Here is a 21420-nt window from a genome sequence, read left to right on the forward strand (position 1 = left end):
CCTGTGGTCGTGTGCCGTCGGTCGAATGGTCGACGATTGTGCACACGCGCCGGGGCGGGAAGCGCGGGATGTCACCGGATCGGGCGGTGCACGTTCTCCTTCGTGCTCGGGCCGGGGGTGGTGTCGGCGATCCAGGGGCCGTCGCCGGAGGCGTCGATGATGCCGTCCTCCAGCCACGCGTACGTGCCCGTGAGGACGCCCTTGACGACCGTGCGGTCCAGGTCGTCGGTGTTGTTCCACAGGCGGCCGAAGAGTTCCTCGACGCGCAGCCGGGACTGGCGGCAGAAGGCGTCGGCGAGCTGGTAGGCCTCGCGGCCGTTGCGGCCCTGGGCGCGCAGCAGCTCGGCACGCACGCAGGCGGCGCTCATCGCGAACAGTTCGGCGCCGATGTCGACGATACGGCCGAGGAAGCCCTGCTTGGACTCCATGCGGCCCTGCCAGCGGGACATGCCGTAGAAGGTGGAGCGGGCGAGCTTGCGGGCGGTGCGCTCGACGTAGCGCAGGTGCGGCGAGAGGTCCACCTCGCGCTTGAACTCGGCGTAGGCGGTGGGCAGCTGGCCGGGTCCGGCGACCAGTTTCGGCAGCCACTTGGCGTAGAAGACGCCGGCGTTCGCGCCCGCCTTCGCCTTGTCGGACAGGGACTTTCCGGGGTCGATGAGGTCGCCCGCCACCGACAGGTGGGCGTCGACGGCCTCCCGCGCGATCAGCAGGTGCATGATCTCCGTCGAGCCCTCGAAGATGCGGTTGATGCGCAGGTCGCGCAGCAGCTGCTCGGCGGGGACCGCGCGTTCGCCGCGGGCGCGCAGGGACGCGGCGGTCTCGAAGCCGCGGCCGCCGCGGATCTGGACCAGTTCGTCGGCCATCAGCCAGGCCATCTCGGAGGCGTACAGCTTGGCGAGCGCGCCCTCGATGCGGATGTCGTTGCGGTCCTCGTCGGCCATCTGGGAGGCGAGGTCGGTGACGGCCTCCAGGGCGAAGGTGGTGGCGGCGATGAAGGAGATCTTCGCGCCGACCGCCTCGTGCTGGGCGACGGGCTTGCCCCACTGTTCGCGGGCCGCCGACCACTCGCGGGCGATCTTCAGGCACCACTTGCCCGCGGCGACGCAGGAGGCGGGCAGGGAGAGCCGGCCGGTGTTGAGGGTGGTCAGGGCGATCTTCAGACCCTGGCCCTCCTCGCCGATGCGGTGCGCGGCGGGGACGCGGACCCGGTGGAAGCGGGTGACGCCGTTCTCGATGCCGCGCAGGCCCATGAAGGCGTTGCGGTTCTCGACGGTGATGCCGGCCGAGTCGCTCTCCACGACGAAGGCGGTGATGCCGCCCCTGTGGCCCTCGCCGCGTGGCACCCGGGCCATGACGACGAGCAGGTCGGCGACCACCCCGTTGGTGGTCCACAGCTTCACCCCGTCGAGGACGTACTCGTCCCCGTCGGGTACGGCTGTGGTGGCGAGCCGGGCCGGGTCGGAGCCGACGTCGGGCTCGGTGAGCAGGAAGGCGCTGATGTCGGTGCGCGCGCAGCGCGGCAGGAACTTCTCCTTCTGCTCCTGGGTGCCGAACATCTTCAGCGGCTGGGGCACGCCGATCGACTGGTGCGCGGAGAGCAGCACGCCGATCGCGGGGGACGCCGAGCCGGCCAGGGCGAGCGCCTTGTTGTAGTACAGCTGGGTGAGGCCGAGCCCGCCGTACTTGGGGTCGATCTTCATGCCGAGCGCGCCGAGTTCCTTGAGGCCGTCGATCACCTCGTCGGGGATGCGGGCCTCGCGCTCGATGCGGGCCGCGTCGACCCGGGTCTCGACGAAGTCGCGCAGCTTGGCGAGGAAGGCCTCGCCGCGCTGGACGGCGTCGTCGGCGGGCAGCGGGTGCGGGTGGATGAGGTCGAGCCGGAAGCGGCCGAGGAACAGCTCCTTGGCGAAGCTGGGCTTGCGCCAGTGCTGTTCGCGGGCGGCCTCCGCCACTTCACGGGCCTCGCGCTCGCTGACGGCGGGCCGGGAGGGCGGTGGGGTGGAGGGAGAGGAGGAGGGAGTGGTGGGGGCGGACATGAGGGTCACCTCGCCGCGAAGAGGGATGTTCGGGGACCGTTCGTTACCGACCAGTGCTACTGGATCGTTGGTACCCGAAAGCGGACGTCCTCACCAGTCCTCGCGCGTCCGTTCAGCCGATGCCGGTACCTTCGGGGCAGGTGCGGCAGGAGGCCGACTGAGCTGCGGGTACGATCTGGCGTCGAAGCGCTTCGACACCGCGTCTGGACACCGGACTCCGAGGCAGACTAGGGTCGAAGCGCCCTGATTACACCTGCCCACCGCGAGCGCCGTCGAAGCGCTTCACATCGCTTGGAGAACCGGATGGTCACCCTCGCCGAGGTCGCCCAGCACGCCGGAGTCTCGGCGAGCACGGTGAGCTATGTCCTCAGCGGCAAGCGGTCCATCTCCGCGACCACCCGGCAGCGCGTCGAGCAGAGCATCCGGGAGCTGGGCTACCACCCGAACGCCGGAGCGCGCGCCCTGGCCAGCAGCCGCTCGAACATCATCGCGCTGATGATCCCGCTGCGCACCGACATGTACGTGCCGGTGATGATGGAGATCGCCATCGCGGTCGCCACCACCGCCCGTACCCACGGGTACGACGTGCTGCTGCTCACGGGCGAGGAGGGCCCCGACGCCGTGCGCCGCGTCACCGGCAGCGGGCTCGCCGACGCGATGATCCTGATGGACGTCCAGCTGGAGGACGAGCGGCTGCCGCTGCTGCGCGGGAGCGGACAGCCCACTGTGCTGATCGGTCTGCCCGCCGACACCACCGGCCTGACCTGCGTCGACCTGGACTGGGGCGCGACGGGCGCGCTGTGCCTTCAGCATCTGGCGACGCTCGGCCACGGTGACATCGCCGTCATCGGCGAGGCACCGGCCGTCTACGAACGGCACACCGGCTTCGCCGAGCGCACCCTGGACGGGCTGCGTTCACGCGCCCGCGAGCTGGGCCTGCGCGTGCTGCACCGCCCGAGCGAGGGCGGGTACGACGCGATGGCAGCCACGCTCGCCCGGATCTTCGACGAGCGGCCCGGCACCACCGGCTTCGTGGTGCAGAACGAGGCGGCGGTGGAGCCGCTGCTCGCGCTGCTGCGCCAGCAGGGCCGTGCCGTACCGGAGGACGTGTCGGTGGTGGCCATCTGCCCCGACCAGGTCGCGACGCAGGGCTCGGTGCGGCTGACGTCCGTGGCCGTGCCCGCGCAGGAGATGGGGCGCAACGCCGTCGAGCAGCTGGTCGCCAAGCTGGACGGACGCGGCAGCGACGACGTCGTGCTGATCGCGCCGGAGCTGACGGTCCGGGCGAGTTCGGGGCCGGCGCCTTCCTGAGCCGTGGGGCCGGCCCCGTAGGGGAGGGACCGGCCGCACCCTTCGGTCAGCCGCCGCTCACCGTCAGGTTGTCGGTGACGAAGTCGAGGCCGCCCGAGGACGAGGTGATCTCGTAGCCGAACTGCACGTCCCCGATGGTCTCGTTGCCGAACCAGCCCTTGGTGTCCTTGATCCACTTCAGGATCGGAAGGATGTTCACCGTGCCGGAGGTGGAGTTGGCGGTGCGGACGAAGGAGAACACCTCGTTGGCGCCGTTGTTCCCCTTGTAGACCGTCCAGGTGTGCCCGCCGAGCGTGACGTTGCCCTGCGAGGTGCCGAGCGGGCCGACGGCTCCGGTCCTGTTGACCCAGAGCATGATCTCGTAGGCGTGGTCGGTGTCCCAGATGTCGTACGAGGTGTTGTACGCGCCGGCCGACGGGACGGTGACGTGGTAGCTGCTGGTGAGCGAGGACAGCGAGGTGATCGGCTTGTTGATCACCTTCTTGGCGTTGGGGTAGGACTTGATGCCGCCGGTGTCGGGGTGGTTCGCCCAGACGCCCCAGTCGGTGCCGGAGTTGGCCCAGACGCACTGGCTGCCGGCGCCGGAGCCCCAGATGTTGTTGTAGAGGGTGTAGCCGTTCAGGGCGGTGTTGCCCCACTGGTCGCAGGAGTTCCAGACGGCGGCCGAGGCGGGGGCGGCGGCGAGTCCGACGGTGGCGCCGAGGGCCAGCGCGGGGGCGAGGAGGCCCCGGGTGATCCGGCGCGTTGTACGTGTGGCCATGGTGTCCCTTCCATGGGTGGGGGGATCTACGGGGGGGGATTGCGGGTCACCACGTCCCCAGGGTGAGGACGCGGTCTTCCCCGACGACCAGGTCGAGCGGCTCGGTGCCGGAGCAAGTCCGTAGTTCGACGCGGACGGTGCGGGTCGGCGTGAGGACGGCCCGGGCTCCGTCGGGTGACCAGGCGAGGTCGACCCGGGCGCCGAACCGGGTGCGCACGCCGCGCAGTTCGCCCTGCGGGCAGCTCGGCGGCACCGCCGGGAGCAGGACCAGCCGATCGGGCGTGGACTGCACCAGCGCCTCGATGAGCACGGCGGGCAGGGTGTGCGCGGCGTCGGCGTTGTACACGTCGCGGTGCGGGTAGTGCGCGCTCATGAGGGAGGTGTGGAAGAAGTCGCCGCCGAGGACGGCGGCCAGGGCCCGGCCGACCCGGTCGGCGTCGCGCAGCCGGGCCGCGATCAACGCGTGGTGCAGATACCCGTGCGCGGAGTCGTTCTCGGCGCCGCGCAGGGCGAGGGCGCGGTGGGCGGCTGCGGCCGGGCCGGGCGCGTCGTAGGGATTGATCTCGTCCAGCGGCCAGACGGCGTAGAGGTGGCTGAGGTGGCGGTGGTCGTAGGCGTCCTCCAGCCCCGGCCAGGCCCACTCCGCCAGCGCGCCGTCAGCGTTGACCCGGTGCCGGGGCAGCCGGTCGGCGAGGGCGAGCCATCGCTCGGCGTCGGCGGTGCCCGGGTGGTAGGCGGCGGCCGTGCGCAGGGCGTGCCGGGCCGCGGAGAGGTCCATGGCCGCGTTGATCGCGCCCCAGCTCGCGTTGGCGGGCCGGTTCTCGGGCGAGTAGGACGGGACGACGACCAGGTGCCCGTCGGCGTCCGTGCGGGTGAGGAAGTCCTCGTAGAAGCGGGCCACTTCGGCGAGGACCGCGCCGGTGCGCGCATCGCGCCCGCCGTGGATGTCGTCGTGGTCGACGAGGGCCTTGAGCAGCCAGTCGGCGCCCGCGGTCCACAGGTGCAGCGGGTACTCCCGGCTGAAGTGGTACGAGTGTCCCGACTCACCGTCGCTGTGCGCGGGCGCGACCACGCCACGGGCGCCGAAGACCGCGCGGGCGTTCTCCCGCCAGTACGGCAGCTGACGATGTATCAGTGAGGCGAGAGCGTCGGTCACTTCGGGGAGCGCCGCGGCCGGGGCGGAGGCGGTCTGCAGGGGGAGGTTGGCGTCGTGGGTGAACGCCCCCGACCACGCCGTGTCCCAGGTGCCGGTCCACAGGCCGGTCAGGCGGGGCGGGTTGAGGCCGCTGGAGGACAGCAGGTGGTAGCGGCCGGCGGCGAACAGGCGCTCCAGCAGGGCCGGGCTGTGCGGGCGGGCGAGCAGCGCGGAGCCGGGCAGCGCGCGTTCGGCCGGGTCGGCGCCCAGGTCGAGGGTGACCCGGGTGTAGGCGGTGCGGTGCCGCTCGAGATGCCGGCCGAGCAGGACGTCGTACGACGACGGCAGCTCGCGCAGGGCCCGTGTCTCGGCGGTGACGTCCAGCTCGCCGCGGTGCCGCCGGACCCGGGTGAGCAGCAGGACGGCGTCGGCGCCCTCGATACGGACGCCGGGCGAAGTGAGGGTGGTGCGGCCGCCGGTGACGGCGAGGACGGTGACGCCGGTACAGGCCCGGTCGCTGCCGGGATAGCGGGCGCGCAGGCTGAGGTCGGCGCCCTGCGGGGTGAGGAGTGCGCCGTGGCCGACGGCCAGGGTGGCGGGGGCGCCGGGGAGACACGGGTCGAGGTGGACGTCGACGGTGAGTCCGGCCGCGGTCAGATGCTGGACGATCACGTCGTCGGCGCGGGAGACGAAGACGCGGCTGGTCCGGTCGGCGCACCGCGCGATGGCCTCGCCGGTGGTGAAGTCGAGCCGGCGCCGGTAGCTGCGCCGGTCGCCCACGCTGCTGCGCAGCCGTATCGCGAAGGCGGGGTGGAAGGGCTGCACCCATTGCAGGGGCCGCCCGTCGGTGAAGTCCTCGGCGGCGGTGGTGTCACCGGCCAGCAGCCGGTCCTGGAGGGAGGGGAGCCGGTCGGCGAGGCGCGGTGGGCGGGCGCGCTCGCCGCCGCCCGGGCGGACGAGGGTGTGGTGGGTGACGATGATCCGGTCGTCGCCGGGATCGCCGTGCACCAGGGCCCCGTGCCGGCCGTTGCCGGTCAGGAAGGCGTCCTCCCAGCGGGCGGCGGGCTCGCTCTCCCAGGTGCCGTGGACCGGGGTGCCGCTCATCGCCTCAGCACCGCCGCTCCGTAGCGCCCGAGAGTGACCTCGCCGGTGACGCTCGCGCCGGTCAGCAGTTCGCCGTGGGTGCCGGGGACGGCGACGGTGACCGGCTCGCGGCTGTGGTTGAGCAGGAACAGCAGCTCACCGCGGCGTACGGCCTCCACGTGCGCCGGGAGGCCGTCCAGGACCGGGCGGACGCCGGCGTCGGCGGCGATGCGTGCCAGCAGGGCGCGCAGCGCGTCGGGCTCGGGGAGCGTGGAGAGATACCAGGCGCGGCCCCGGCGCAGCACGGCGGGCAGGCCGTCCAGCTCGCCTCCCTTGTAGGGCATCGTCTCGTCGGGGTCGGCGGGTTCGATCTCCTCCGACCACAGGGTGCCGGCGAAGTCCCCGCGGGCGAGGCTGCTCCCCGGCCCCGGGGCGCCGGTGAAGCCCGCGCAGGTGACGGTCTCCCCCGTCTCCAGCGGCCACCACTCGTGCAGGACGCGGATGCCGAACAGCTCGCGCAGCCGGGCGTCCATGCCGCCGGGGCGGATCCGGTCGTCCCGGTCGGCGACGCCGGTGTGGAAGCCGCAGACCAGGGTGCCGCCCCGGCGGACGTACGCGAGGAGGTTCTCGATCGCGGCGTCGGCGAGCAGGTAGAGCTGCGGGACGAACACCGCCTTGTACCCGGACAGGTCGTGCTCGGGGTGGACGACGTCCGTGGTGAGGTGGGCCTCGCCGAGAGCGCGGTGCCAGGCGTGCAGCAGGTCGGGCAGGGCGAAGCGGGTGGACGGGCGGGCCTCCTGGTCGCCGGCCCACCAGGAGTGCCAGTCGTGCAGGACGGCGATCTCGGCCGTGACTGGGGTGCCGGTGACGTGCGGGCCGAGCCGGGCCAGCTCCGCGCCGAGCTGTCTGACCTCCTGGTACGTCCGGCCCTCCTCCCCCGCGTGGCCGACCATCGCGGAGTGGAACTTCTCGGCGCCCTGCCGGGACTGGCGCCACTGGAAGTAGCAGACGGCGTCCGCGCCCCGCGCCACGGCCTGCAAGGTCCACAGCCGGTTCAGGCCGCGCGGCTTGGGGTGGTTCACACCGCGCCAGTTGACGGCTCCGGCCGCCTGCTCCATCAGCATCCACGGTCCGCGGGCCTGCGAGCGGGTCATGTCCTGCACGAGCGCCCCGTGGCGGGCGCCGCCGAGCGGGTCGCGCGGGTCGGGGTAGAGGTCGACGGAGACGACGTCCTCCTCCTGGGCCCAGCGCCAGGCGTCCTGCCCGGCCCACAGCGGCATGAAGTTGGTGGTGACCGGGAGGTGCGGGGTGTGCCGGGCGACGATGTCGCGCTCCGCGGTGAAGCACTCCAGGAGCATGTCGGAGGTGAAGCGGCGAAAGTCCAGCACCTGGGTGGGGTTCTTCAGGTAGTGGGCGTGGCGCGAGGGCAGGATGCCGTCCCAGGTGTCGTAGCCCTGGCTCCAGAAGGCGGTGCCCCAGGCCTCGTTGAGGGCGTCGAGGGTGCCGTACCGCTCGCGCAGCCAGCGGCGGAAGGCGGCGGCTGCCTCGTCGCCGTGGTCGACGGTGCAGTACTCGTTGTTGATGTGCCACATGGTGAGGGCCGGGTGGGTGCCGTAGCGGGCGGCCAGGTCCTCGGTGACGGCGGCGGCGTAGCGGCGGTAGGTGGGGCTGGAGTGCGAGAAGTGCTGGCGGCCGCCCCACCACTCGACGCGGCCGTCGGCGTCGCGGGGCAGGGTGTCCGGGTGCAGACGGCCCAGCCAGGGCGGTGGTGAGGCGGTGGGGGTGGCGAGGACGACGCCGATGCCGTGGTCGTGCATCAGGTCCATGAGCCGGTCCAGCCAGCCGAACTCCCGTGCACCGGGCTCCGGTTCCAGCTTCGCCCAGGAGAAGACGCCGACGGTGACGGAGTTGACGCCGGCCTCGCGCATCAGCCGCACGTCGTCCTGCCAGGTCTCCTCGGGCCACTGCTCGGGGTTGTAGTCGCCGCCGAAGAGAAGGCGGCCCCGCGTGGCGTCGGCGAGGGCCGGTCCCTTGCGCCGCGGTGTCATGCGGGCTCCCCGTACTGGAGAGAGGCCCGGCAGCTCGGACAGGTCACGTGCATGACATACCTCGTTCGGTGCGGCTCTGGAGGGACGGGGCGTGGGTCGCCGCGGCCGACCGCGGGGCTGGCTCAGGTCGGCCGCGGCGGATCCGGGGGGGCGCGGGTCTCGGGGTCAGCCCTTGACCGCGCCCGTGAGCATGCCCTTCTTGAAGTGCTTCTGGACGAAGGGCGAGAGAACGGCCACCGGGAGCAGCGCCATGACCATGACCGCCATCTGCACCGCGAGCCCGGACAGCTCGCCCGTCTTGATGGCCTGGCCCAGCCCGACCGGTGCCTCCTGTTTCTGCACCAGCTGGATCATGACGTTCTGCAGCGGCATCATGTCCTGGTCGTTCAGGTACAGCGAGGCGTTGAACCAGGCGCTCCAGTAGCCCACGGCGTAGAACAGCGTGATCACCGCGAGGACCGCGCGGGACAGGGGCATGACGATCTGCCACAGGATGCGGACGTCACCGGCCCCGTCGATCCGTGCGCTGTCGATGAGTTCCGGCGAGATGCCCATGAAGAAGCCGCGCAGCACCAGGATGTTGAACACGCTCACCGCGCTCGGCAGGATCAGCGCGAGGTAGGTGTCGGTCAGGCCGAGCGTCTGCACCAGCAGGTAGGTGGGGATCAGGCCGGCGCTGAAGAACATGGTGGCCATCAGCACCATCAGCACCCAGCGGTGGCCGAGCGACCCGCTGCGGGACAGGCCGTAGGCGCACAGCACGGACACGGTCATCGAGAGCAGCGTGCCGACGAGGGTGACCAGGACGCTGATGACCGCGGCCCGGGTGACCTGGCCGCCGCTGAGCAGTTCCCGGTAGGCGACGAAGGTGACGCTCCTGGGGATCATGACCAGGCCGCCGGCCTCGTCGATGGTCTGCCGGGAGGACAGGCTGGTGACGACGACGATCCACAACGGGAAGAGGACGCCCAGGCAGGCGAGGGAGAGCACCAGGCCCTTGCCGGCGAGTCCGGCCCGGGTCGGGGTCTCCTCCCACACCGGACGGGGCGGCGCGGCCCACCGGCGCTTCCGGTCCACCGGCCGGGACCCGGGGTCGTCGAGGACGGCGGTCATTTCTTGTACACCCCCTGCTCGCCCATGAGATGGGCCACCTTGTTCGCGGCGAGGACCAGGCCGATGCTGACGACGCCCTTGACCAGTCCGGCGGCGGCCGCGTAGCCGAAGTCCTGGTTGCGCACGCCGTTCCACCACACGAAGGTGTCGAGCACCTCCGACGCCCCCGGTCCGACCGCATCGCGTTGCAGCAGGATCTGCTCGAAGCCGACGGTCAGCGCGTCACCGACCCGCAGCACCAGCAGCAGGGCGATCACCGGGCGCAGCGCGGGCAGCGTGACGTGCCAGATGCGGCGCCAGCGGCCGGCGCCGTCCATCGCGGCGGCCTCGTACAGATCGGGGCTGACGGAGGCGAGGGCGGCGAGGAAGACGATGATCCCCCAGCCGGCGTCCTTCCACACGCCCTGCGCGGTGATGAGGAACTTGAACGTGCTCGGGTCGCTCATGATGTCGAGGCCGTCGTAGCCGTGTTGGCGCAACAGCTGGGACAGCAGCCCCGCGCCGCCCAGCAGTTGCTGGAAGACGGCGATGACGAGCACCCACGAGAAGAAGTGCGGCAGGTAGAGCACGGCCTGCGCGACGGCCCGCACCCGGGGCCTGACCACGCTGTTGATGAGCAGCGCGAGCAGGATGGGGACCGGGAAGTACAGCACGAGCTGGAGCGCGAACAGCACCAGGGTGTTGCGGACCGCGCTCCAGAAGTCCGGGTCCTCGAAGATCCGCTGAAAGTTCTCCAGGCCGACGAAGGGGCTGTGGAGGATGGAGACGACGCCGTTGTCGCTGATGTAGGGGTCGTAGTCCTGGAAGGCGACGACATTGCCGAGGATCGGTACGTAGTTGAAGAGCAGTACCAGCACCAGGGCCGGGAGCGTCATCAGGAGCAGCAGACGGTCGCGGCGGAACCTGGCCCCGAATCCCGCCTTTCCCGAGGGGCGCTTGCCCCCGGACCCGGTGGCGCCACGGGCCGTCACCGACGTGTGCGCCGTTGTGTCGGCCTCGGACCTGCTCCGAGGCACCGTGCTGTGGGACACGGCCGATCTCCTTGCCTGAAGGCGGCGGGTCAGTTGGCCGGGCCGTTCTCGTCGAGGATCTTCTTGTACCAGTCGCGCAGTCTGTCGCCGCCCTTGCTCTTCCAGTCGGAGACGGCCTGCTGCATGTCGCCGATCTTCTTGCGGCCGCGGACGATGTCGTCCTCCAGCTGCTCGAAGTCGTTGCCGAGGCTGGTGTAGCGGCCGGGCTCGGTGATCTGCATGCCGTAGAAGGACGACTTCCTGGTGAAGGCGCCCATCCGCTGCTGCCACTCCACCTGTCCCTTGGCGACGTCGGGGAAGTCGGGGTGGGCGATGGTCGCGGCGGGGCTCGCGACCATCACGTAGGCGTTCATCACGTCGATGTTGCCCTGGTCGGTCTTGACCGGGGTGCCGTCCCTCACCGTGTAGTGGGTGCCCTCGACGCCGTAGTTGGTGAGCATGTACTCCTTGGTGCCGTACGGCGCCGCGGTGACGTTGGCGAGGGCCAGCACGTCGCGGACGACCGACTCGGACGCCTTCTTGTTGACGAAGGCGAAGATGTTGGCCGGCTGCGTGGCCCACAGGGTGGGACGGCCGCCGTCATGGCCGAAGACGTCCATGCCCCAGATCCGGAAGTCCGGGTTCTGCTTGGCCTGTTCGGCGGTGCGGCTCCACCACTGCGAGATGTCGTTGGCGTAGACGAGGAACTCGCCCGCCGCGAACTTGGGTCCCGGGTCGGTGGCTTGGCTCTTGCCCAGCCGGGCGTCGGGGTGCACGACCCCGGCGGCGAAGAGCTTGCGGGTCCACTCCAGGGCTTCGAGGAACTCCTCGGTCTCGATGCGGTTGATCAGCTTGCCGTCGACCAGGTTCCAGCCGAGCGGCTTCTCGCCGCCGGAGAGCACGCCGAAGGCCTGGAAGGCGGTCCACTTCATGTCGAGGCAGGCCCAGCGCTTGGCCTTGGCGTTGGTGATCTCCTTGGCCAGCGCCAGGAACTCGTCCGCCGAGCGCGGGATCTCGTAGCCCTCCTTGTCGAAGATGTCCTTGCGGTAGAGAGGAACGATGTTGGGCACGTAGGAGGCGGGCATGGGCAGAGCGCGCAGCTTGCCGCCGAAGAGGGAGCGCTGCCAGGCGTCCGTGGGGATCGCGGCGAGGTTGGGGTAGTCCTTGACGGCGTCCCCGGACAGGTAAGGGCCGAGGTCGGCGAACTTGCTGATGACGGCGCTCGGGATCTTGCCGTTCATGTTCCAGCCGGGGACGACGACCACGTCCGGGACGTCGCTGGAGGCGAGGACCGCGCCGAGCTTCTGCTCGTAGGTGTTGCCGTCCTGGTTCTGCCACCGGACGTCGACGCCGATCAGGTCGTTCATCGCCCGGTAGTAGGCGTTGTCGTTCTTCGGCGGGGAGCCCCAGAACGGCGACATGACGGTGACCTTGCCGCCCTTGCCGAGCTTCTTGGGCACCGACGTCTTCAGCCCGGCCAGGTCGAGCTTGCCGGTGAAGCCGATCGCGGAGCCGTTCTTGGAGGGGATGTCGGGCGCCACCACGCTGCCGGCGACATACGCCGGAAGTATCTTCCCGGCGTTCTTGCCCGACGTGGTTCCCTCGCGCGAGCCGCTGTCCGAACCGCCGCAGGCGGCGAGGAGCGGCATGCCCCCGGCTACCGCTGCGGTGGCGACCGCGGTGGAGGCGAGGAAGCTTCTCCGGCTGGTCCCGGAGGCAGCGGAGGCGGCGTTCGGCGTCATTGCGTCAACCCTTCAGGGAACTGCGTGAACCGGTTGAACTGGCTGAGGCGGAAGCGGACTTCGCAGCGGACCACACGGCGTCGAAGCGCTTCGATGTTGCAGCGAGGTTAAGTGACGGCCCGAGGGCGCACAAGAGTCGTGTCGCGGTCTCTTGACAGCGGGTGACCCCGCCGATGAGCATCGAAGCGCTTCGAAGAAGGGGACTTCACGTGACCGCAGACACCACTCCCGCCCTGCCCTTCCGCGACCCGCGGCTGCCGATGGGCAAGCGCGTCGAGGACCTTTTGGGCCGCCTCACCCTCGACGAGAAGATCTCCTTCCTGCACCAGTTCGCGCCCGCCGTGCCGCGCCTCGGCGTCACCGCGTTCCGCACCGGGCAGGAGGCACTGCACGGCGTGGCCTGGATGGGCCCGGCGACGGTGTTCCCGCAGGCCGTCGGCCTCGGCGCGACCTGGAACCCCGAGCTGGTGCGCCGGGTCGGCGAGGCGGTGTCCAAGGAGGTACGGGCGATGCGCGCCCGTGACGAGCGCGTCGGCCTCAACGTCTGGGCGCCGACCGTCAATCTGCTGCGCCACCCGCTGTGGGGCCGGGGCGAGGAGGGCTACTCGGAGGATCCGAAACTCACCTCCGCCATCGCCACCGCCTACACCCACGGCCTGCGCGGTGACCACTCGGTGTACTGGCGCACCGCGCCCGTCCTCAAGCACTGGCTCGCCCACAACAACGAGACACGGCGGGACACCACCTCCAGCTCGGTGCGGCCGCGCGTGCTGCACGAATACGACCTGCGCGCCTTCCGCGAGACGGTCGAGGCGGGCGCGGTGGCCGGGGTGATGCCGGCGTACAACCTGGTCAACGGCCGCCCCAACCACGTATCGCCGTATCTGAACGAGCAGTTGCGGCGCTGGACGGACGAGGAACTGCTGGTCTGTTCCGACGCGGGCGCGCCGTCCAACCTGGTCGACTCGGAGCGCTACTTCGCCACCCACGAAGAGGCGACGGCAGCCGCGCTGAAGGCGGGCGTCGACAGCTTCACCGACCACGGCACGGACGCGACGCAGATCGTGGCGCGGGTGGAGAAGGCGTATGCGCAAGGGCTGCTGACGGAAGCGGACATCGACACGGCCGTCCGCCGCCGGCTCTCGGTCCGGTTCCGGCTCGGGGAGTTCGACGGGTACGAGGACGCGGGCGCCTTCGACACACCGGTCCACCGGGAGCTGGCGCGGGAGGCGGCCGAGCAGGCGATCGTGCTGCTGCGCAACGACGGGCTGCTGCCGCTGGCCGCCGGTACCCGGATCGCGGTGGTGGGACTGCTCGCCGACGAGTGCAAGCTCGACTGGTACAGCGGCACCCTCCTGCACCGGTCCACTCCGCTGGAGGGCCTGTACGAGCGGTTCGGGGCGGACCGGGTGGAATTCGCGGAGGGCGTGGACCGGGTCCTGCTGAAGACCAGCGCCGGTACGTTCCTGCACATCCCGCCTGCCGGGCACACCCCCGAGCAGGCGCGCGGCGCCGAGGGTGCGCTGGACCCGGCGCTGCTGGCCGGCCGAACCGACCTGCCGCCCCTGACCACGTCCCCGGAGGGCAGCGAACTGGCCCTCGTCGACTGGGGCGAGGGCGTGCTGACGCTGCGCGCGGCCGACGGCCGTTACCTGTCCGTCGCCGGGGACGGCTACCTCCGCGCCTCCGCCGACCAGCCCGGCGGCTGGGTCGTCCAGGAGACATTCCGCCTGGAACCGCATGGCGACGGTCACCTCCTCCGTCACCTGGGGACGGGTCGCCATGTCACGGTCGCCGCCGACGGCGTGAAGGTTGCCGAGGAGAACGCGGAGATCTTCACGGTGGTCGTCACCGAGCGGGGCGAGGACGCGGTGGCCCGGGCCGCGGCACGGGCCGACGTGGTCGTACTGGTGGCCGGCAACGATCCCCACATCAACGGCCGCGAGACCGAGGACCGCACGACGCTCAGGCTGCCCGCCCACCAGGAACGGCTGCTGCGCGCGGCCCGGGAGGCCAATCCGCGCACGGTGCTCGCGCTGGTGTCGGCGTACCCGTACGCGGTGGACGCGGAGCGGCTGCCGGCGGTGCTGTGGACGGCGCACGGCGGCCAGGCGGCGGGCACCGCGCTGGCCCGCGTCCTGGCCGGTGACGTCTCCCCCGCGGGCCGCCTCCCGCAGACGTGGTACGCCGACGACGCCGACCTGCCCGACCTGCTGGACTACGACGTGATCGGCTCCCGCCAGACCTACCTCTACTTCGAGGGCACCGCGCTGTTCCCCTTCGGCCACGGCCTGTCCTACGCCGCCTTCGCCTACGACGAACTGCGCACGCGCGTCGAGGCCGGCACCCTGCACGTGTCGTTCACGGTGACCAACACGTCGGCGCGCCCGGCGGACGAGGTGGCCCAGTTGTACGCGCGGGCGGTGAAGCCGTCGGTGCCGCGGCCGCGGCGGGAGTTGCTGGCGCACCGCCGTCTCCCCCTGGCCCCGGGCGAAACGGCAAAGGTGCGCTTCACCGTCCCGTTGTCCGCCTTCGCGTTCTGGGACGTGGCGCACGGCCGGTGGCGCCGCGAACCGGGACCGTACGAGGTCCTGGCCGGCGCCTCCAGCGAGGACATCCGGCTGCGGACGACGCTGGAGCTCGACGGCGAGCCATCGGCCCCCCGCCCGGTCCGCGAACGCGGCCTGGCCGCGGCCGACTTCGACGAGCACAGCAGCGCGGAGATCGTCGACCGGACGAAGGTCTCCGGGGACGCGGTGACACCGGCGCCGGGCAGGACGGCGGAACTGATGTTCCGTGCTTGCGACTTCGGCGGGGGCGTGACGGCGGTGACGGCGGAGGTCGCCGGCGAGGGGACACTGGAAATCTCGGTGGACGGGGGCCGGGGGCCGGCCGTACTCACCGCGGAGGGCAGTGATCCGTACGCCTACACGCGGGTCACCACGGGGTGCGTGGTCCAGGGCGTCCGCGACCTGCGCGTCACCGTGCGCGGCACGCTACGGCTCGCGCGCCTCGGCTTCTCCGGCTGAGAGGGCGGGTACGACAACGGCCCGAGCTCCCGCACAGTGAGCTCGGGCCGTTGGCCTGGGGAGGGGTCGGTCAGAGGGCGATGCCCGTCAGGACCAGGACCCGCTCGTAGGTGTAGTCGTCCATCGCGAACCGCACGCCCTCGCGGCCCACGCCGGACTGCTTCACGCCGCCGTACGGCATCTGGTCGGCGCGGTAGGAGGGGACGTCGCCGATGACGACGCCGCCGACCTCGAGGGCGCGGTGGGCGCGGAAGGCGGTCTGCAGGTCGTGCGTGAAGATGCCCGCCTGGAGGCCGAACTTGGAGCTGTTGACCGCGGCGAACGCCTCGGCCTCGCCGTCGACCTTGTGCACGGTGAGGACCGGCCCGAAGACCTCCTCGCAGGCGATCGTGACGTCGGCCGGGACCTCGGCGAGGACGGTCGGCGCGTAGGAGGCACCGTCGCGATTGCCGCCCGCGAGCAGCTTCGCGCCGGCCGCCACCGCCTCGTCGACCCAGGACTCGACGCGCTTGGCGGCGTCCTCGCTGACCAGCGGGCCGACGTCCACCTTGTCGTCGGACGGGTCACCGGTGACCTGCGCCTCGACGGCCGCGACGATGCGCGGCAGCAGGCGGTCGTACACCGACGCGTCGGCGATCACGCGCTGCACCGAGATGCAGGACTGGCCGCCCTGGTAGTTGGAGAAGGTCGCGATGCGGGTCGCGGCCCAGTCCAGGTCCTCGTCGCTCGCCCAGTCGCCGAGCACGACGGCCGCGCCGTTGCCGCCCAGCTCCAGGGTGCAGTGCTTGCGCGGCACCGAGTCCATGATGGCGTAGCCGACCTTGTCGGAGCCGGTGAAGGAGATGACCGGCAGGCGCTCGTCCTTGACCAGGGCGGGCATGCGGTCGTTCGGGACCGTCAGGATCGACCAGGAGCCGGCCGGCAGGTCCGTCTCGGCCAGCAGCTCGCCGAGGATCAGGCCCGACAGGGGGGTGGCGGGGGCCGGCTTCAGGATGATCGGGGCGCCTGCGGCGATCGCGGGGGCGACCTTGTGGGCGCACAGGTTCAGCGGGAAGTTGAACGGCGCGATGCCGAGCACGACGCCCTTCGGGAAGCGGCGGGTGATCGCCAGACGGCCCTGGCCGCCGGCGTCGGTGTCGAGGCGCTGGCCGTCGCCGCCGTTGAAGCGGCGGGCCTCCTCGGCCGCGAAGCGGAACACGGACACGGCACGGCCGACCTCGCCGCGGGCCCACTTGATCGGCTTGCCGTTCTCGGCGGAGATCAGCTGGGCGATCTCCTCGGTGCGCTCGACGAGCCGCCTGCTGACGTGGTCCAGAGCGGCGGCGCGCACGTGCGCCGGGGTGGCGGCGAACTCGTCCCGCACGGCGTACGCGGCGGCCACGGCCTCCTCGACCTGCGCCTCGGTGGGCACGGCGACCGTGCCGACGAGCCGGCCGTCCCACGGGGAGGTGACGTCGAAGGTGTCGTCGCCGGTGGCCTGGCGGCCGGCGAGCCAGAAGGCGTGGGTGGAAGTCATGTGCGAGTCCCGGCCCTTCCGCGTAGGGGGTGAGCGTGCTTTCGAGACCACGGTAGGGCCGGGGCGGGCAGGGGTCGTTTGTCCGACCCGTAGCAGTCGGCGGCGCGCGTACGCCGCTTTGGCGTACGACTATTCGGCCGATGTCGCCTTCAGCGCCAGCCACAGCTCCATACGGACGTCCGGGTCGTCCAGGGAGCGGCCGAGGATCTCCTCCACGCGGCGCATCCGGTAGCGCAGGGTGTGCCGGTGCACGCCCAGGTCGGCGGCGGCCGCGTCCCACTGTCCGTGCCGGGACAGCCAGGCGCGCAGGGAGGCCACCAGGTCGCCGCGGCCCGTCGCGTCGTGCTCGTGCAGCGCCCGCAGCAGGCCGTCGGCGAACGCCTTGACCGCGTCGTCGGCGAGCAGCGGCAGCACCGACCCGGACGCCAGATGCTCGTGCTCGACGCACACCCTGCCGCGCCGGCGGGCCACCGACAGCGCCTGTTCGGCCTGCTTGTACGCGGCGGCGGCCGCGATCGGCCCGGACGGCGCGGACAGGCCCACGATCAGTTCGTCGTCCTCGCCGCCGGCCTGCTCGTGCGGCTCCGTGGTGCGTCCCGCCTCCAGGGCCGCCGCGTACGCGGTGCAGGCGCCGACGGCCGCGCCGCCGTCGGTGGCGAGCACCACGAGCCGCTCCCCGTCGGGGACGACGAGCACGGCCTCACCGGCGCGGGCGGCGGCCGCCTCGACGGTCTCGGCGAGGCCGCCGAGCGGGTCGCCCGAGGAGTCGACGGCGGCCGCGGGCCCGGCGGGGGCCGGTTTCGTCGCCGTCACGTGCGCGTGGGCGTCGGCATGGGCCCGGGCGGCGGAGGCGGACGCCGACTCGGCGACGATCACCCGGAACGGCGCGTCCAGCAGCGTCCCGTACAGATCCCCGGCGACGGCCCGCGCGTGGTCGGGCTCCCCGGCGAGCAGCATGCGCAGCACGGCGGTGCCGACCCGCTGCTCGGCGGCGTGCAGCGAGCGGGAGCGCTCGGTGGTGAGGGTGAGCAGCGCGATCGCGGAGTGCACGGCGTAGCGCTCGGCGGTGCCGAGGGTGGCGGCGGTGCCGACGGCGAGGGCGGCGCGGGGGCGGCGGCCGGTGCCGATGGAGTGCAGTTCGACGCGGTCCTCGTGGTCCGGGCCGCCGACCACGGAGGAGGCGGGGGCGGGCCGCTCGCGCAGCCGCTCCACGTCGGGGGTGAGCCGGGCCGCCCGGCGTACGGCCCAGTCGGGCGCGGTGGCGACGACGGCACCGGAGGCGTCGTACAGCGCCGCCCAGCCGTCGACCTGCGCGGCGAGCGCGGCGAGCAGCCCCTCGGGGCCGGAGTTCAGGGCCTGCTTCGTCAGCTCGCGCTGGGCGGCGAAGCCGGCGGTGACGGCCCGGTACTGCTCGGCGGCGATCGCGGCGGACACGGCCTTGCTGATCGCCAGGAAGGGCGTGCGGCGCGGCACCTCCAGCAGCGGCAGGCCCTCGTCGGCGCAGGCGTCGACCAGGGCCTTCGGGGTCTCCTCGTAGTTGACGCCGACGGCGAAGCCGATGCCGACCACGCCCGCGCCGGCCAGCCGCCGCACGTACCGCCGCATCGCCTCCGGGTCCTCGGCGTCCAGCTTCAGCGCGGTGATCAGCAGCAGCTCCCCGCCGTCCATGTACGGGACGGGGTCGGCGAGCTCGCTGACGTGCGCCCAGCGCACGGGCACGTCCAGGCGGTCCTCGCCCGCCCGCACGGTCAGCTTGAGCGCCGAGTGGTGGACGAGGGAGGCGAGCGTCAGGGGCATGGGGCCTTCAGGTCTGCGGCAGGTCTGCGGATGTCGTGGGAGCGCTGTGATCGCTGTGATCCTTTGGCCGCCACGTATGAACGACCTATGTCGATTCTGCCTCACCGTACGGTCGCCGCGCGCCGCCGTCCCGGAGTTCCGGTCAGCGGTGAGGTCAGCCGTGAGCGATGTCAGCCGCGCAGGTCCACCAGCAGCGGCGGGGCGTGCTCGCCGGTCACCGTGGTCAGCGAGAGCACTGCGTGCCCCGGCGGCACCGAGTGCGCCAGCTCGGACGCGGACCACCGCTCCCGCTCGACCTGCCGGACGGTGACCGCCTCCGTGGTGACGGCCTTGCCGGTGACCAGTTTGCGCAGCGCGTGCAGGGCGCGGGTCATGGGCTGGTCGGCGAAGACGGTGTGCTGGGCGACGTCCCGGGTCTCCACCCACTCGGTGCCCCAGGCCCCGGCGAACCGGCTGCCGTCCCAGGTGCTGACCCCCGACAGGGCCATACGGCACCCGACGGCGGCGTACAGCGGCCCGTGCAGCGCCTCGGGCACGTCGGCGACGGTGCGCAGCGCGAGGACCACGCCGGCGTTCTGCGAGCGCAGCCGCTGGATGCGGCGGACGGACTCGGCGGTGACGGCTCCGGTGGCGTCGTCGACGACGAGGCAGGCGAAGTGGTCGCGGCCGCTGACCCGGGCGACGGCGGCGAACTGCGCGAGGACCAGCCGGGTCAGCAGCCGGGCGGCCTCCTCGTGGCCGTGCTCGGGCAGGTCGATGCGCAGGCGCAGCGGGTGGTGGGCGAGGGAGCGCAGCGAGAACGGCCGGATCGTGTCGTCGCCCGCGCCGAAGAACTCCGCGAACACCGGCCGGTCCAGCAGGGCGAGCCGGTCGGCGAGCGCGAGCCCGGGGTCACCGGGGGTGCCGGACTGGCGGGCCCGGGCGTCCAGCTCGCGCCGCATCACCGCGTGCCGTTCCTCGGCGAGGGCCGCGCGCAGCTCGGTGAGCGGCGCGCTCTCACCGGCGAGCAGTTCGCGCAGCACGGGCAGGGTGGGGAAGGCGCCGTAGGCGGCCCGGTAGGGGCCGAGCAGCTGGGCCAGCGCGGTCGCGGCGCGCTGGGCTCCGACGGAGTCGAGGTCGCCGGCGAGCGCCTCGGCGAGCAGGGACGCGGCCTCGTCGGGGTCGGTGGCGCCGGCGTAGGGGTCGAGGTCGTGCACGGAGGCGGGGTCGCCGATGCGGACCACCACGTCGAAGGAGGCGTCGGGTCCGCATCCGGCGCCCACCGCGACGACGGCGCACTGCCCGGTCAGCGCCTGCAGGGCGAGGGACTCGACGAGGGGGGCGATCACCTGCCGGGTCTTGCCGGCGCCGGAGGGGCCGACGACCAGCAGGGAGGTGCCGAGGGCGGCCGGGTCCAGGGCGGCGCCGGCGTCGCCGTACGCGAGCGGGGTGCGCTCCCCCGCGACCCAGCGGCCGATGCGCACCTGCCCGGCGCGCAGGTCGTGCCGGGCGGTGCGGGCGGGCAGGTCGCGGGCGCCGGAGGGGTGGGTGAGCGCGGCGGAGCCGTGGCGCAGGACGGCGTCGGTGAACTCGGCGAGGCGGCCCCGGCCGCGCGCCCGCCGCCAGGCGTGTTCCAGCCGGGCACAGTCGACGTCGTTCATCCGCCCGGCGAGCACGTCGGCGGTGAGCAGATCGGCGGCCTGGTGCCGGCCGGCCTCGCGCAGGGCGGGCCACTGGGTGGGCGGCACGGGCTTGTCGGGTACGGCGGTGGTCTGCGCCTCGCGGCGGGCGCCGAGCCGTTCCCTGGCGTAGGGCAGCCAGGCGCCGAGGCGGGCGAAGGGCGCCACCACGAGCGCGGTGACGACGGCGTAGAGCAGGTCGGTGACCCAGGGCGAGGTGAAGACGTCGTAGCCGCCGGTGACCAGCGCGACCAGGGAGAACACCGGCCCTACGACGGGCAGCGCGTCCCAGCCGACGCCGGGGAAGGCGCTGGGGAAGACGAAGCTCAGGGCGACCAGGGCGAACAGCAGCGCGAGCAGGGCGCGGGCGGGCTGCGGGCGGCGGGCCACGATGTGCCGGACGACACCGGGCCAGCTGCCGAGCCGGCCCATGGCGTAGACGAGCACGCCGAAGAAGACGCCGCCGTAGACGACGGTGGCCTCGGCGCCCTGCCAGCCCTTGGGGGAGGCGAAGGTGCCTCCCCACCACCAGTCGTCGGGGGTGACCAGGCGCAGCAGGCTCCACTGGTAGGGGACGCTGCCGTGCCGCCACAGGGACCACAGCAGCAGCCCGATGACCAGCGGGACGGCCATGCCGACGAGGGTGACGGGGGCGAGCCGCTCGCGGCCGGTGCCGGGGTCGGGGCGGCGGTAGCCGAGCCGCCAGATCCCGGGCTCGGCGTCCGGGCGCGGCGCGTCCAGCCACTCGGCGACGGGGGACGCGGGGGTCTGCCCCGGTACCTGCCCGGGCACCGGGGCCTGCCCCGGCGCGTGTGCCGGCCGTGGTGGCACCCCGGCGGCCCCGGAGGGCCCAGCGGCCCCCGGCACCTGCGGCGGCCCCGCCGGGCGCGGCACCGGGTTCGCGTGGGTGCCTGGCCGGGCGCCCGGCTGAGCACCCGGCCCGGCGTCCCGCGCCTCGTGCGTTCCGTCGCTCTCCATCGCCCCTGCCCCCTGACCAGCCGTTCCGTCGACCACTAGCGAGCCAATCTAACGCCCCCGCCAAGGGAGTTCACCGAGTGCGCGGCCGGTCCCGCATCGCCGGCCGCCCTCACCTGTATATCCATCGCGGACAACGGGCACCCCCGACAACGCCCACATGGAGCATGCCCGCCCCTCCTTTCCCGTCTTAGCCTGCGAGAAAAG

The 21420-nt window shown here is 72.7% G+C and carries 12 protein-coding genes; 2 read left to right on the forward strand and 10 right to left on the reverse strand.

The window, feature by feature from the left end; all coding sequences use genetic code 11:
- Nucleotides 1-71: 71 nt before the first annotated feature.
- A complete protein-coding gene (locus AB0J12_RS24520) occupies nt 72-2036 on the reverse strand; it encodes an acyl-CoA dehydrogenase family protein (protein WP_363266528.1) in 1965 nt (654 codons plus the stop codon).
- A 303-nt stretch (nt 2037-2339) separates the two neighbouring features.
- Here AB0J12_RS24520 and AB0J12_RS24525 point away from each other — a divergent pair, with 303 nt between their 5' ends.
- Nucleotides 2340-3347, forward strand: coding sequence for a LacI family DNA-binding transcriptional regulator (locus AB0J12_RS24525; protein ID WP_363266529.1), 1008 nt, complete (start codon nt 2340-2342; stop codon nt 3345-3347).
- A gap of 46 nt (nt 3348-3393) precedes the next feature.
- Here AB0J12_RS24525 and AB0J12_RS24530 read toward each other — a convergent pair whose 3' ends face one another.
- From AB0J12_RS24530 to AB0J12_RS24555, 6 genes are all read right to left on the reverse strand, one after another.
- Complete coding sequence (locus AB0J12_RS24530) at nt 3394-4107, reverse strand: hypothetical protein (protein WP_363266530.1); 714 nt, start codon at nt 4105-4107, stop codon at nt 3394-3396.
- A gap of 46 nt (nt 4108-4153) precedes the next feature.
- Nucleotides 4154-6346: a glycoside hydrolase N-terminal domain-containing protein gene (locus tag AB0J12_RS24535; protein WP_363266531.1), complete on the reverse strand. Its 2193-nt coding sequence runs from the start codon at nt 6344-6346 to the stop codon at nt 4154-4156.
- Nucleotides 6343-8373 (reverse strand): beta-galactosidase, encoded by a 2031-nt coding sequence (locus AB0J12_RS24540; RefSeq protein WP_363266532.1) that lies wholly within the window; start codon nt 8371-8373, stop codon nt 6343-6345. Before AB0J12_RS24540 ends, AB0J12_RS24535 begins: the two co-directional genes overlap by 4 nt.
- A 165-nt stretch (nt 8374-8538) precedes the next feature.
- Complete coding sequence (locus AB0J12_RS24545; protein WP_363266533.1) at nt 8539-9486, reverse strand: carbohydrate ABC transporter permease; 948 nt, start codon at nt 9484-9486, stop codon at nt 8539-8541.
- The gene (locus AB0J12_RS24550) at nt 9483-10517 is read right to left on the reverse strand and encodes an ABC transporter permease subunit (protein ID WP_363266534.1); all 1035 of its coding nucleotides are present in this window, start codon (nt 10515-10517) and stop codon (nt 9483-9485) included. Before AB0J12_RS24550 ends, AB0J12_RS24545 begins: the two co-directional genes overlap by 4 nt.
- A 29-nt stretch (nt 10518-10546) precedes the next feature.
- The gene (locus AB0J12_RS24555) at nt 10547-12238 is read right to left on the reverse strand and encodes an extracellular solute-binding protein (protein WP_363266535.1); all 1692 of its coding nucleotides are present in this window, start codon (nt 12236-12238) and stop codon (nt 10547-10549) included.
- Between the two features lie 209 nt (nt 12239-12447).
- Here AB0J12_RS24555 and AB0J12_RS24560 point away from each other — a divergent pair, with 209 nt between their 5' ends.
- Nucleotides 12448-15267 (forward strand): glycoside hydrolase family 3 C-terminal domain-containing protein, encoded by a 2820-nt coding sequence (locus tag AB0J12_RS24560; RefSeq protein ID WP_363266536.1) that lies wholly within the window; start codon nt 12448-12450, stop codon nt 15265-15267.
- A gap of 70 nt (nt 15268-15337) precedes the next feature.
- On the opposite strand, the gene AB0J12_RS24565 is transcribed toward AB0J12_RS24560, so the two are convergent.
- The 3 genes from AB0J12_RS24565 to AB0J12_RS24575 all read right to left on the reverse strand — a co-directional run bounded on the left by AB0J12_RS24565 (nt 15338) and on the right by AB0J12_RS24575 (nt 21216).
- The gene (locus AB0J12_RS24565) at nt 15338-16783 is read right to left on the reverse strand and encodes an aldehyde dehydrogenase family protein (protein WP_363266537.1); all 1446 of its coding nucleotides are present in this window, start codon (nt 16781-16783) and stop codon (nt 15338-15340) included.
- Nucleotides 16784-16912: 129 nt separating this feature from the next.
- Nucleotides 16913-18580, reverse strand: coding sequence for a PucR family transcriptional regulator (locus AB0J12_RS24570; RefSeq protein ID WP_363266538.1), 1668 nt, complete (start codon nt 18578-18580; stop codon nt 16913-16915).
- 170 nt (nt 18581-18750) lie between these two features.
- Complete coding sequence (locus AB0J12_RS24575; RefSeq protein ID WP_363266539.1) at nt 18751-21216, reverse strand: ATP/GTP-binding protein; 2466 nt, start codon at nt 21214-21216, stop codon at nt 18751-18753.
- Nucleotides 21217-21420: the final 204 nt, after the last annotated feature.

The organism is Streptomyces sp. NPDC049915, assembly GCF_040656475.1.
Lineage (GTDB): Bacteria > Actinomycetota > Actinomycetes > Streptomycetales > Streptomycetaceae > Streptomyces.

Bases quoted from the DNA above. Each gene is read 5' to 3' on its own strand.
- AB0J12_RS24555 (WP_363266535.1), bottom strand. From the start codon at position 12,238: ATGACGCCGAACGCCGCCTCCGCTGCCTCCGGGACCAGCCGGAGAAGC.
- AB0J12_RS24525 (WP_363266529.1), top strand. From the start codon at position 2,340: ATGGTCACCCTCGCCGAGGTCGCCCAGCACGCCGGAGTCTCGGCGAGC.
- AB0J12_RS24520 (WP_363266528.1), bottom strand. From the start codon at position 2,036: ATGTCCGCCCCCACCACTCCCTCCTCCTCTCCCTCCACCCCACCGCCC.
- AB0J12_RS24575 (WP_363266539.1), bottom strand. From the start codon at position 21,216: ATGGAGAGCGACGGAACGCACGAGGCGCGGGACGCCGGGCCGGGTGCT.
- AB0J12_RS24565 (WP_363266537.1), bottom strand. From the start codon at position 16,783: ATGACTTCCACCCACGCCTTCTGGCTCGCCGGCCGCCAGGCCACCGGC.
- AB0J12_RS24530 (WP_363266530.1), bottom strand. From the start codon at position 4,107: ATGGCCACACGTACAACGCGCCGGATCACCCGGGGCCTCCTCGCCCCC.
- AB0J12_RS24535 (WP_363266531.1), bottom strand. From the start codon at position 6,346: ATGAGCGGCACCCCGGTCCACGGCACCTGGGAGAGCGAGCCCGCCGCC.
- AB0J12_RS24545 (WP_363266533.1), bottom strand. From the start codon at position 9,486: ATGACCGCCGTCCTCGACGACCCCGGGTCCCGGCCGGTGGACCGGAAG.
- AB0J12_RS24570 (WP_363266538.1), bottom strand. From the start codon at position 18,580: ATGCCCCTGACGCTCGCCTCCCTCGTCCACCACTCGGCGCTCAAGCTG.
- AB0J12_RS24540 (WP_363266532.1), bottom strand. From the start codon at position 8,373: ATGACACCGCGGCGCAAGGGACCGGCCCTCGCCGACGCCACGCGGGGC.